Origin of the sequence: Shewanella sp. 10N.286.52.B9, from assembly GCF_002873635.1 — a bacterium.
Lineage (GTDB): Bacteria > Pseudomonadota > Gammaproteobacteria > Enterobacterales > Shewanellaceae > Shewanella.
This window is the reverse complement of sequence record NZ_MCTY01000163.1, coordinates 1-13,376: the sequence shown is the minus strand read 5'-3', so window position 1 is coordinate 13,376 and position 13,376 is coordinate 1. Positions and strand designations below refer to the sequence as shown.

The following is a 13,376-nucleotide window of genomic DNA, read 5'->3' as shown; positions in this document are numbered from 1 at the left end:
GGTTGTCGTTAACTGATATTCTTTAAATGTAGATAGTTAATTATTCTTAAAACATAAATAAAAGAGAGTGTTATGAAAGGTGTCATTTCGATCCAGTCGCATGTTGTTTACGGGCATGCAGGAAATAGTTCAGCAGTATTTCCTATGCAGCGTATGGGTTTAGAAGTTTGGCCTATTCATACAGTGCAGTTTTCAAATCATACTCAGTACCAACAGGGCTGGACTGGGCGGGCTTTTTCTGCCGATGATATTAATGAGCTGGTGGCGGGTATTGGTAACATAGGTAAGCTTGCAGATTGTCAGGCGGTGCTATCAGGTTACCAAGGTAGTGCTGAGCAGTGCCAAGCAGTGATCCAAACCATTCAAACGGTTAAAGAGATCAATCCTCAGGCTATTTATGTGTGTGATCCTGTAATGGGTGACCCTGAAAAGGGCTGTATTTTGGCTGATGGTATTACTGAGCAATTAATTAAACAAGTTATGCCTCTGGCTGATGTGATTGTACCTAATCAATTTGAGCTGAGTCAGTTCACTCAAATGGATATTACCAATCTTGAGCAAGCTAAAGCAGCTTGCCAAAAAGCATTGTCTTTAGGGCCTGATATTGTGTTGGTTAAGCATTTACACAGCATCGCTGATGAGACATTCACCATGATGCTGGCAACCCAAGAGGGTTGTTATATCAGTCAGCGTCCACAACTTGAGTTCGTAAAACAGCCAGTTGGTGTTGGTGATTTAATTTCGGCGTTATTTACCGCAAGTTTAGTGCAAGGCTTATCTGCTGTTGAGGCATTTGAACATGCAACAGATGCTTGTTATGGCGTGTTAAAAGAGACCGCCCATCAGCGCCAGTGGGAGCTACAAACTATTGCAGCCCAGCAAGAGCTGGTCACACCTTCAGAGCACTTTAAAGCGATTAAAGTTTAGTGGTTTAGGTTTATAGGTTGAGCTTTAATGATTTGGCTTTAATAAATAAGTATCGCAATGTTTAGTTATAAGGCCTTTGACCTAACTGAATAAATCAGAGCTAAATAAAAACCACGCTAATTAGATTAAGCGTGGTTTTTTGTTTAAATGGCATAGCTATTATCTGAATTAAGAATTTTAAGACGCTTAATTTACGGCTGTTTATTCAGTACCTCATCAATATCAGCTGCACTGTGGCGATTAGGCAGTTGCTCCCATTCTTCGCCCCATGAGCGATTGACGATACGACCACGCTTTACTGCTTGGCGCTGGGCAATAATATTGGCCCAACGAACTAAGTTCGGATAGCTTGCGACATCTAAAAACTCTGCAGCATCATAAAGATGGCCCAGCACCAAACTGCCGTACCATGGCCAAATTGCCATATCGGCAATGGTGTATTCATCACCGGCAATAAAGGCATGTTTCGCTAATTGCTTATCAAGCACATCAAGTTGACGTTTGGCTTCCATAGCGAAGCGATTAATCGGGTATTCAAATTTTTCTGGGGCATATGCATAAAAGTGACCAAAGCCGCCCCCCAGATAAGGCGCTGCTCCTTGAAGCCAAAATAACCAATTTAGCGTTTCTGTGCGCAGAGCAAAGTCTTTTGGTATGAAGTGACCGAACTTATCTGCTAAATAAACTAAAATCGCGCCAGACTCAAATACTCGCACCGCTTTAGCACCTGAGTTATCGGATAATGCTGGAATTTTAGAGTTTGGATTGATATCAACAAAGCCTGATGAGAACTGCTCACCTTCGCCAATATTAATCAAGTAAGCATCGTATTCTGCCTCTTTTACCCCTTTGGCTAGTAGCTCTTCTAGCATGATGGTGACTTTCTGGCCATTTGGTGTGGCTAATGAATGCAGCTGAATTGGGTTGCTGCCAATAGCTAATTCTTTTTGGTGACGAGCGCCTGAGTCTGGTCGGTTAATACTTGCCCATTGACCACCATTTTCTTGATTCATGGTCCAGACTTTTGGTGGTACATATTCGTTGCTCATGATGTTTCCTTATCTGTGTCACTATTCTGTTTTAAAAGCATGTGTTTTAAAAGCGTGCGTTGTTATATGCGCGGGTATAAATCAGATATTGGGACTAATACGAAATTAACAATGATAAAGCTCATAACCATTGGTTATTGTTCAGCTGCGAATATCATATGGATTGACTGTTACTTTAAAGTGGGTTCATTACATAACTTAAAGATAAAAAATGCCAGTCAATTGAACTGGCATTTTGGGTTTTTAATCAAGTTTGATTAGCTCTGATTATTGCTTAACTACCAAATACGCACACGTTGATCTTCTGGTAGGTACAGCTTGTCACCAGGTTTAACATCAAAGGCTTTGTACCATGCATCATGGTTACGTGGCGCTAATGCGCGGTAACGCCCTGGCGCGTGAGTACCTGCACGAAGCTGACTTAACATACTTTGCTCAGTACGTTTTTCTTTCCACACTTGCGCCCATGCTAAAAAGAAGCGTTGATCGCCTGTAAGGCCATCAATAATCGGCGCTTCTTTGCCGTTTAAACTCAGTTGATAAGCGTTATACGCCATGGCTAAGCCGCCAACATCACCGATATTTTCACCAAGGCTATTACGGCCATTAACGAAGTTTTCTGGGATTGGCTCATATAAACTGTATTGCGCTGCTAGCTGGTCAGCTTTAGCATCAAATGCCGCTCTATCTGAGTCGGTCCACCAATTACGCTGAATACCGTTGGCGTCCGATTTTGAGCCCTGGTCATCAAAACCATGGCCCATTTCGTGGCCAATAACGGCGCCAATGCCGCCGTAGTTCACTGCGGCATCTGCGTTAGGGTCAAAGAATGGTGGCTGTAAAATTGCGGCTGGGAATACAATCTCGTTGAATGAACTATTGTAATAGGCATTGACAAATTGTGGCGTCATGCCCCAACGGTTACGGTCGGTTTTTTGTAGCTCTTTAGCGACGCTGTCAGCATGAAAATATTGACGTAGGTTGTGGATGTTCGCCACTAAATCTTTGCTTGTCAGTGATAAACCATCAAACTGTTGCCATACATCTGGGTAACCAATTTTTGGTTTAAATGCGGCAAGTTTAGCGTGTGCATTGACTTTAGTTTCAGCACCCATCCAATCTAGGCCATCAATACGTTGACCGAGAGAAGTACGTAAGTTCTCAACTAATTCCGCCATTTGCTGTTTTGATGATTCAGGGAAATAACGTGCCACATACACTTTACCAATCGCAAAACCTAATGATTGCGTGCCCGACATTTCAGCGACTGCGCGTTTCCAGCGTGGTTTAGGCTCTTCTTGCCCGCTTAACTCTTTACCGTAAAAAGCAAAGCTGGTGTTGTAGATGTCTTCAGATAATAATTCTGCATTATTACTGATGGTGTGGAACTTAAGGTAATCCTGCCAAACATTAAGTGGCTGCTGATTAATTAAGGCAATCATTGCTTTAACTGGCTCAGGCTGTGAGATATTTAATTGTGGAACTTGATAGCCCGTTTGTTCGATAAATAAATCCCAATTAAAGCCTGGGTATTGCGCTGCTAAATCAGCACGTTTAACTTGGTTGAGGGTCAGGTCGCGGTTACGGCGCTTTTCTCTTGGCCATTGACCTTCAGCAATTTTTGTTTCTAATGCCAGTATGGCTTCAGCGCGAGCGCTGCCATCTTTGATACCAGTGAAAGCCAGCATGGCTGTAATGTGCTCAACATAGGCTTTGCGGATGTTAATGAATCTTTCACTGTCTTCTAGATAATAAGAACGGTCGGGTAAACCTAGACCACCTGCGCCAATAGACATTTCATATTGATCTGGATTGATGCGATTAAACCACATGCCACCATAAATTGGCGATGCAGCATCGGTTAACCAAGTTTGACCGAAGACTTTGGTTAAGTCGTCGGTGTTGTTAATGTTGTTGATGCTATCAAGGGTTGCTTGAATTGGGCTGACACCCAGCTTATTAATGGTGTTAGTGTCCATGTAAGCATTATAAAAATCAGCGATAAGTTGCTCTTCAGCATTTAAGTCATTGCGGCTGGTGATATCATCAATGATTTCTTTAACTTGGGTTTCACTGCGCTCAGCTAATGCTGTAAATGCGCCATAACGAGTTTTATCTGCTGGCATGTCAAAGTTGTCATACCAAGTACCACTGGCATACATAAAGAAGTCATCACCGGGTTTAACTGCTTCATTGCGGGCGCTTAAATCAACCCCAAAGCTACCAAGCTCAGCTGCGCCTTTGGCTTGGGCAGTGACTTCTGCTGCTTCATTAGTGACTTTGACATCAGATGTACCGCATGCGCTTAAAAAACTGGAGGCGAGGGCGAGGGCGATTAAGGACTTTTTCATTATTATCTTCTTCCTTGTTGGTAATTAAAGTATTTATAGAGCGTTTTTTAGATAAAAATTAGCTAACAATATTGTTAAGCCAAGGGGAAATGTCAACCTTGTAATTGTTAGCAAGTTTGAGCAAAGCATTGTTGGGCGTTAAGTTATTTGGCTAGAAGTAGTAACACCATGCTTTAAAGCTTGTTTGGGCGGTGAGTTTTAACCGCAGTTAACGGGCGCATATTAATCTGCGCGTAGTTTGTGTATAACTAGTTTATACAATTCAGTTTCAGCTTTTTAGGCTAATTATGTCCAGCAACCCAATTGCTAATAAACAATCAATTATCATCATTTTAAGCTTGCTGTTAGCAACGGTTTCAGCGGTGATCTATATTACCAAGGCTCACCAAAGCCATAGCCCCGAAACTTGGACATCATTTGTTTATAAAAATGGTTATGAGTCAGCCAGTTATTTGATGCAAGATGGTTTTAATGATTATGCTTCATGCAAAATTTACTCCCAAGATATGTCTGTCACTTATCAGAATGCCCCTTGGCAATGTGGGTCTAAATGCCGCTTTGATTCAATGAGGCAAGGTTTTGAATGCGAGTCGATGATTAACGATTAATCAGTAGTTGCCGCTAACCTCTTAGATTGAAATCAAGTTATTTGCCACGTATCATGCGCTTTTTCATCATATTGAATATTATGCGCCACTTAAAAACCTGTCATCACTCTGACACACCTATCGAGTTTGTTGCTGCTAATCAACCACATATGCTGACGCGAATTGCTGCTAGAGCAATTGTATTAAAAGGTAATAATATTTTGATGTTATATACCGAGCGTTATCACGATTACAGCTTGCCAGGTGGCGGTGTTGATGCCCATGAAGATATTGAGCAAGGGTTGATCCGCGAGTTACAAGAAGAAACCGGTGCGAAATCTATTAGCAATATTACCGCATTTGGGGTTTATGAAGAGTATCGCCCTTGGGATCGTGATGGCTATAAAGTAATAAACATGCTGAGCTACTGTTTTAGCTGTGAGATAGATAGTGAGCTGGGTGAGACCCGATTTGAAGCCCACGAAATTAGCAACGGCATGCAGCCTGTATGGATTGATATTGATGAAGCGATTCAGCACAACCTTAATACCATTGCCAATAGCGCTAAAAAAGGTTTATCCATTGAACGTGAAACCTTTTTACTTAAGCTAATTAAAGCTGAGCTTATCAATAGCTAGCTTTGAGCTAAGAGGATACTTGGGGTCGTAGAGTTAGTGTTGAGCTAATAATGGTTACTCAACATATTCCTTTAACGCCCAGCAAATAACGTAGGGGCGTCGTCATTGCGGCGAGTATGGTTATAACTGCTTAGTGCTTAATTGCTAAGCTCTTTAATAAATAGCTACCTTGCTACTTTTTGAGATGTGAACGTTCTTTTGAATTTCCAAGTATGGACGGCGATCACAAAAATGGCTTTTGCTTGCAGGTTTATTAATTAGTAATTAAGCAACAGTTTTGAAATACAGTTTTCATAGAGACTGACTAAATTATTGAAATAGCTGTTTTATTAGTGGCTTAAGCTTTATTGATAGGGGCGATTTGATGTCACGCGAATGATTATTTCTTTTGGTTGGTAATATATCTACAGTTTAATGATTTGAGTAACGCAACCCCGACCTTGGTATAACTCTGGATAGCTTGACCAATGTTAGTAACTACCTGACACTCTATGCTAACCAAATACCCTACCAAGTATGGATAATAAAAAATGCTAATTTTCTTTATTTGTATTGCGATGTTAGTCCTCGCTTATAAATTCTACAGCCCTTTTGTTGAGCGCCAAGCGGGCATTGACCCAAATGCAAAAACACCTCAAACACGTTTTGACGATGGGGTTGATTACGTCAAAGTTCATCCCGTTAGAGCGTACCTTATTCAATTTTTAAACGTTGCTGGTGTCGGGCCAATCTTTGGTCCTATCCTGGGGGCATTATACGGTCCAATCGCCTTAGTGTGGATTGTATTGGGTAATATTATTGGCGGCGCGGTGCATGATTACTTCTCTGGAGTTATGAGCATCAAAGAAGACGGTAAAAGCTTACCTGAAATCGCCGGTCACTATTTTAATGTGTACTTTAAAGGGGTGATGTTGGTATTCACTGCGATGTTATTGTTCTTCGTTGGTGTGGTGTTCATTATGAGTCCTGCGGGACTGTTAAGTAACTTAGAGTTATTTGAAGGTACCATCTTGGCTAACAATACCTTTTGGGTATTGGTTATTTTAGGCTATTACTTCTTAGCGACACTGTTACCCATTGATAAAATTATCACTAAATTGTACCCATTATTTGGTCTACTCATGATTGTGATGACAGTATCAATTGCAGTGGCACTGCTTATCAGTGCGCCGCAATTGCCCGAGGTTGCAGATATTTTTGCTTATTTTGACCATAGCCATTACAACAATGATTTACTGGAGCCAAATCCTGATGGTTTACCAGTATGGCCGTTATTATTTGTCACCATAACTTGTGGTGCCATTAGTGGTTTCCATTCTACTCAAGCCCCTATTATGGCTCGCTGTTTAACCAATGAAAAATATGTTCGCCCAGTTTATTATGGCGCAATGATGTCTGAAGGTATTGTTGCTTGCGTATGGGCAACAGCAGGTATTGCGGCTTTCCCTGGTGGATATGTTGAGCTTAAGAGTATTCTTGATGCGGGTGGGCCTGGCCTTGTAGTGAACCAAGTTGCGAGCACTTATCTTGGCGTTGCTGGTGGTATTATGGCGATTATTGCTGTAGCAATTTTCCCGATAACCTCAGGGGATACCGCGTTCCGTTCATTACGTTTGACCATCATTGATGCGTTTAAAATCCCGCAAAGTATGCGTAACCGTTTGCTATTAGCCATTCCAATTCTGGTGATTGCATACTTTATGACTAAGATTGATTTCTCATTAATCTGGCGCTATTTTGCCTTCTCCAACATGTTACTTTCAACCAGTGTACTGTGGTTGGCAACTAAGTACTTATTTAACCGTGGTACTTTCCATTGGATTGTGAGTTTACCTGCAATCGTCGGTACTTCTATCACAGTCTCTTATATTATGACTGCGGGTGTTGGCCTTGGTTTACCACAAGAGTTAAGCCAGCCAGTGGGTATCGCTGTTGGGATTATATGTTTAGTAGGGCTGATTATTGCCCACAGTAAACGTAAAGTCGCGCACGCTTAATAGGCTCTGATATCGGCTAATTCTGCAATGATTTAAACGATAGATGATAACAATTAGGTGATCGCAGTTAAGCAATCACATAAAAGATGTTATTTAAGCCCCAAAAACCGATGTATGCATCGGTTTTTTTATGCCTAAATTGGGTCGTACAGCAAGTTAAAAAGCCAGCTTAGAAGTCAGTTGATGATCAGTAATAGCGATTAGCCATTCTATTCACTGAGTGTGGTCAATTTGACGTATCCCAAAAAATGAAGGGCAAGGTAGATGCTGCTATCATGCCCTTTATTAAGGCTAGCTGCGGTTAGGTTTATTCATCTTTATTGATAATCGGATTACACACACCTGTGCCCGTTAATGCAATATGGTTGAGGTTGTTTTTAATCACTTTAGAACCAACATTGAATGAGGTTTCAGGTCGACTGATGAGGTAACCTTGCACACAATGAATGCCCAGTTTTTTGATTAATTCAAATTGAGAGGCCACTTCAACGCCTTCAGCAACCACTTTTAAATCAAGGGTTTTCCCCAGGTTACTAATCGAATCTAAAATCTTTTCGTATTTAGGGTTAATAGTAGCTTGGTCAATAAACAGCTTATCAATTTTGATCACATCAACGGGTAAATTAGCCAATGTTGAAAGGGAGCTAAAGCCAGTGCCAAAATCATCGATGGCAATTAATACCCCTTGGCGGCGTAGTTTTTGTAAATCATTAATAATAGTGTCAGATGCATGGATTAAACATGATTCTGTTATTTCCAATAATAATGCTCTAGCTGGTAAGCCTGTTTTCGCTAAGGTGTCCATAATCCAGTCGTATAACGGCACATGCTTTAATTGCACCCCTGAGATATTCACTGAAATTCGGACTTTATTCATGCCGGCATTGTGCCAAGCTGACATTTGGCGACAGGCTTCAAATAAAATCCAGTTACCCAGTTCAATGATCAAGTTTGAGTCTTCTGCGATTGGGATAAATTCAGTTGGGGTGATTGGGCCTTCAATAGGGTGATTCCAACGGACTAAGCATTCGAAGTAATCGATACTGCAGTCATCAACGCTGACAATCGGTTGAAATGATAAGCTGAAATTTTGGCTGGCAATGGCTAAACGCATTTCTTCGAGTAGGTAGTGATAGCGGCGAATTTTATTACCCATTTCTGGCGAATAGACACGAAAAATACCGCGGCCATCGGCTTTGGCGCGGTACATGGCCACATCGGCCATTTGTAATAGTGTATTGGGGTTTGATGCGCTGTCAGGGTAGCTAGCAATGCCAATGCTAGCACCAATTTTTATGATTTTATTACCAAGTACGAAATCTCGTTCAACTTCTTGTAGCACGTTTTTAGCGACTTCCACTGCACGGTTGTCATCGTCAATGTGATCAATAAAAATAGAGAATTCATCACCGCCTAAGCGGGATAGATTTAGCTCTAAATTTACCCCAGAGCCGATATAGCTAAGGTCATGGTTTCTGATCACTGTGGATAATCGATTGGCAACTTGAATGAGCACCTCATCGCCAAAGCTGTGGCCAAAGGAGTCATTAACCTGTTTAAATCCATCTAAGTCTATGAATAGTAAGGCTTGTTTGGTGCCATCTTTTTGGGCGCGTTGTAACTGTTTTTCTAAGTGTTCAAGGTAGGCATGGCGATCGACAAGACCGGTGAGCTTGTCTTGAAATATAGTTAACTGGGTATCAATATTTTGTTGTTTTACATGCCTATTTAACTCATTTAATGCCACGCTAATGTGTGACAGAGTATTGTTAGTGTGATTGTTTGGCTGCTTTATTTTGAAGGTCGCTAACAATTTATCGGTTTCATTACTGATAAATTCAAGTGATGCACTGTTCTTCTTATCAGAACTGGCTTTGATATAAAAAGGGATAAAGCAGGCAAATAGAAACATGAGTAGTAATGGCACATTACTGAACATCATCATAGCGCCAAACACGTCTGTGACCTTGACTACGGTGAGTTCATTGTCATCCCGAGCCAGTACCGCAAAGTAATGCTGCCCAGATTTCACGATATCATTTTCTAAAAACAGCCACTTTTCCCAATTGGAATTAGTATCTATGACATTGGCAGGTGCAATCTTAATTACGTTGTGGTGAAAATTTTCAGTATGAATAGCATCGATACCCTGGCTAAAACTTAACACCAGTAATACGTTCATCATCATCAAAAAGCTAATTAACATGAATACTAACTTTGAAATTTTAGTCATAAAGAGTCTTAGTAAAGTGTGCCGATTGAAAATCGTATGATGCTCGCATTTTGTTTACGGTAGTTAGCAATTTTGTTTCAATGATGTAGCGGCTGAATTATAAGCTCATTAATACGGGGATACAAGATTTTTTGGGTTATCGAATTGTTAAAAAGTGCAATAAATATAATGTGTTACGAATGTAACAAAGCTTTTTCTGTGGACGAGGGAAGCGTTTTAACCAGATTTGTAACTGGCTTTAAATTGGCTTTTTTTACAGTGCAATAAGGTGAAGTAATAATATGAATTAGCATTATATTCGGCACTATAGCCAATTGGCTTTGACCCGTCAGTTATTTGCCCAACATAGATGGCACAAAAGTATTAAGGTAATAGCGCTGCTTCGGTTAACTTTATCGCGTCACTGTTACAAAAATCCCACCGCCCATTAATGGCGATAGGATTTATTAATCGGCGAGGCATGGTCTAGGTAGTTACACCTTGTCTAGCTCAGTTGTAATTGCCAGTTACCATTTCTTATAAGGTAAAAATTTACCATTCATGGTCACTAATACGCGATCGCCTTTGGGATCTTCAATTTTATCAATGTTTAAACTAAAATCGATTGCGCTCATTATCCCGTCACCAAATTTTTCATGGATCACAGCTTTCATCGGCATACCATACACCTGCATGATCTCGTAAAAGCGATACACCAATGGATCGGTAGGCACTGTCGGGCCTAAGCCTTTAAGTTGGGAGTTGGTTAGTGGCATCATTTGCTCTGCTTCGATACCTAAGGCTTGTGCAATTTGAATTGCTTCAGCTTCAGATGCACAGGCTTGGCCGTAGCATAATGCCGCCACCCAGACCTCATCTCGGCCCACCATCTGACCTATATCATTGAAGGTGAGTTTTTGTGCTTTTTTGGCAGCTAAAATCGTTTTACTTAGGGTGTTGATTTCCATAGTGCAGCTCCAGTTTAAGTGACATAGTTAAGGTAAAGTTAATTAGCACATCAGCGAAATATTAATAGCAAGATGATGAGACTTAAGATTGCACAAATCCCTTGCCAGAACTTAACAGGCTCGCGCTCGATAAGTGGGGCACGGGTTTTATTTAAAAAAGCTTGAGTGGGATGACGCAAGTCGTATAAGTATTCTGATAATTCACTGTAGCGTTTATAAGGATTAGGATGGAGCGCTTTTTTTAACGCATCATCAATCCAGGCCGGGATGTCGCGCTCATCATCCAATACTGATTGATATACCAAGCGGTTTTGCGCCGCTTTGGTCCTTGCTTGGGACATCTTACCGTCGAAGGGTAATTTGCCGCTGAGCATTTGATAGGTGATCACCGCCAGTGAAAAGTTATCAGCCATATGGGTGATAACTTCACCTACAAAGTATTCGGGGGCGGTATACTGCACTGTGCCGAGAATATCGGCATGTACGATTGGGGATGATATTTCAGCAAGACCAGCTACTTTGGTGGCGCCAAAATCTATGATTTTTACCATGCCATTAATGTCAATCATGATGTTTTCAGGGCGTAAATCTTGATGGATCATTTCTTGCCGATGAAAAGCCCGCAAGCCTTTAGCTATTTGCTCGACAATATCACGCACGGTTTCAATAGCGGGTTGTGGATTATCTAACATCCACTGGCTCAGGGTAATGCCTTCGATGTATTCCATGGCTACATAGAGATAATTACGCTGTTTAGTGGGCGGACAAGGCTTAAGGATATGGGCATTATTTAGCCTTCTGGCAATCCACTCTTCCATTAAAAATCGTTCAAGATAAGCAGGATCACCTTGTAAATCTATTGATGGTGTTTTAATGACAACTTTTTCTAGGTTGTCGATATCCATGGCCAAGTACACATGGCTGCGACTGCTATGGTGCAAAGCCCTGAGGATTTGATAGCCGTCAAAATTCATTCTGGCATCAAGAATAGGTGGAAAAGGTTGTTCGGTGAGTTTTTGTAAAGCTTCATCAGCGCTTTGCAGCGGCAAGTCATCAATGCGGATAATTTGAATGGTTAAATTGTCTTGGCTGCCATTGGCCAGTGCAACCTCTGCAATGACTTGGGCGGCAATATCTAAGGCTTGATGATGTAATTTTATTAATGAGTTAATTTCGTCTTCGGAAATAAATTCATAAATACCATCGGTTGTTAAGATAAAAGTATCACCGAGTTCTAGTGCCTTAGCATCATAATCGATTTCTAAGAAGGGGCTGATACCTAGGCCGCGATTAAGGTAGCTTTTATGAGCGTTTATCCACAGGCGGTGATCTTCAGTAAGCTGAGTTATTTCATTATCCCGCAACCGATAAATGCGGCTATCACCAATATGAAATATATGGGCAGTGGTCGATTTGAAGACCATCGCGCTTAAAGTGCATACATAACCACGATCGTTATCAAATCGATGTTCACTTTTTTGGGATTGGGAATAGAGCCAAGAGTTTGTGGCGGTTAGCACCTGAGCTGCGGACTTTTTAACCGACCAAGATTCTGGCGTGCAACTATAGTCATCTAAAAAGCCCCTTACGCTAGCTTCACTGGCAATTTGGCTCACATCACTACTACTGATCCCATCAGCAATGGCAATAGCAATGCCCTTAGAGGTCAATAGTGGTTGCTTTGGGATCGTGGCGCCATGAAAATCTTGATTGATTTCCTTAATGCCTTTGTTGGAATATTGGCCTATTGAAACGGTGAGCTTTCGAGTCATATATTTTCTTATTAAGCTAAAAGTAATGGCTCATCAGCGCCAATCATAAATACTTGCTTTTAAGTGCAACTAACATTCCAAAACGTGGCCAGTGCGCAATGTTAACTCAGTCAAAAGGCTAACAAGTTATAGCGTTGCAGCATTACTATTGCCTAGCGGTAACTAAGTTAAACCAATGAAAGTCTGTGATGGCGCTCAGTTGGTCGTTTGCTTTGTTACGTAATGGTGCAGTGCGAATAATTAACGCACTTAAATAGATCGAAATAGCGGCTGTGACTGGCTTATTGGCTTTGGGGTTAAAACATTATCCATTAGCAATAGTTAATTTAACGGGCTGTGTTTTATATAACGGTTTATATCTTTAAAATCAGTATAATTATACTTAAGCTAATTAACTGTGGAACACGCTGTGCTTACAAAAATACTGGTAACCTTGTTAGTGATCGTCGCTTGTGTGCTGTACATACGCAGCGGTCGTGGCACAAAGAAAAAGCCGGCTTTAGTGTCAATGGGCAGTGATTCTTCACCGCTATTTTCAAAGTTGATTATTTATCCGATGATCGCCGTTTCGATGCTAGTAACTGCAGCCTTTTGGGGCTGGTCATGGTATGACGATAATAAAATTGTGCAAGTGACCATTTCATCGCCTGTTGAAGCGATGTCGGCAACTTATTATGTGCGCAAAAAAGACATTGAAGCGCAGCGTATTACCACTGTGGATGGCATTCAAATTCGCTTATCTAACCAAGAGCGTATAACGGTAGCGGCACCTACTACGAAGTGATTTTCAGCTCGACTCGATGAACAAGTTATTTAGTTTTTCGTTTGCCATTGCAAACAAAACCTCATAAAGCGTTTGAGTAGTGGGCTTTGGT

Annotated in this window: 10 protein-coding genes; 5 read left to right on the top strand and 5 right to left on the bottom strand. The window is 41.2% G+C overall.

The window, feature by feature from the left end; translation table 11 throughout:
• The first annotated feature begins 72 nt into the window (after positions 1-72).
• A complete protein-coding gene (pdxY, locus tag BCU91_RS09205) occupies positions 73-927 on the top strand; it encodes a pyridoxal kinase PdxY (RefSeq protein WP_102439051.1) in 855 nt (284 codons plus the stop codon).
• Positions 928-1,118: 191 nt separating this feature from the next.
• Here pdxY and yghU read toward each other — a convergent pair whose 3' ends face one another.
• Both yghU and BCU91_RS09190 read right to left on the bottom strand, forming a co-directional pair.
• A complete protein-coding gene (yghU, locus tag BCU91_RS09200) occupies positions 1,119-1,976 on the bottom strand; it encodes a glutathione-dependent disulfide-bond oxidoreductase (RefSeq protein ID WP_102531337.1) in 858 nt (285 codons plus the stop codon).
• A 278-nt stretch (positions 1,977-2,254) separates the two neighbouring features.
• Positions 2,255-4,327 (bottom strand): M13 family metallopeptidase, encoded by a 2,073-nt coding sequence (locus BCU91_RS09190; RefSeq protein WP_102477070.1) that lies wholly within the window; start codon positions 4,325-4,327, stop codon positions 2,255-2,257.
• Positions 4,328-4,614: 287 nt separating this feature from the next.
• Between BCU91_RS09190 and BCU91_RS09185 the strand changes: the two genes are divergently transcribed.
• From BCU91_RS09185 to BCU91_RS09175, 3 genes are all read left to right on the top strand, one after another.
• Positions 4,615-4,935 (top strand): hypothetical protein, encoded by a 321-nt coding sequence (locus BCU91_RS09185; protein WP_102520806.1) that lies wholly within the window; start codon positions 4,615-4,617, stop codon positions 4,933-4,935.
• A gap of 80 nt (positions 4,936-5,015) precedes the next feature.
• Positions 5,016-5,552 carry an NUDIX hydrolase gene (locus tag BCU91_RS09180; RefSeq protein WP_102439177.1) on the top strand — a complete coding sequence of 179 codons (537 nt, stop codon included), beginning with the start codon at positions 5,016-5,018 and terminating at the stop codon, positions 5,550-5,552.
• A 530-nt stretch (positions 5,553-6,082) separates the two neighbouring features.
• Complete coding sequence (locus BCU91_RS09175) at positions 6,083-7,549, top strand: carbon starvation CstA family protein (RefSeq protein WP_102439041.1); 1,467 nt, start codon at positions 6,083-6,085, stop codon at positions 7,547-7,549.
• A gap of 307 nt (positions 7,550-7,856) precedes the next feature.
• Here BCU91_RS09175 and BCU91_RS09170 read toward each other — a convergent pair whose 3' ends face one another.
• The 3 genes from BCU91_RS09170 to BCU91_RS09160 form a co-directional block, all read right to left on the bottom strand.
• Positions 7,857-9,782, bottom strand: coding sequence for an EAL domain-containing protein (locus BCU91_RS09170; RefSeq protein WP_102531336.1), 1,926 nt, complete (start codon positions 9,780-9,782; stop codon positions 7,857-7,859).
• A gap of 506 nt (positions 9,783-10,288) precedes the next feature.
• Entirely contained in the window at positions 10,289-10,729 is a 441-nt protein-coding gene (gene cynS, locus BCU91_RS09165) for a cyanase (protein ID WP_102439039.1), read from the bottom strand.
• 50 nt (positions 10,730-10,779) lie between these two features.
• Entirely contained in the window at positions 10,780-12,501 is a 1,722-nt protein-coding gene (locus BCU91_RS09160) for a bifunctional protein-serine/threonine kinase/phosphatase (protein WP_102439037.1), read from the bottom strand.
• A 409-nt stretch (positions 12,502-12,910) separates the two neighbouring features.
• Between BCU91_RS09160 and BCU91_RS09155 the strand changes: the two genes are divergently transcribed.
• Positions 12,911-13,285: a hypothetical protein gene (locus tag BCU91_RS09155; protein WP_102520808.1), complete on the top strand. Its 375-nt coding sequence runs from the start codon at positions 12,911-12,913 to the stop codon at positions 13,283-13,285.
• Positions 13,286-13,376: the final 91 nt, after the last annotated feature.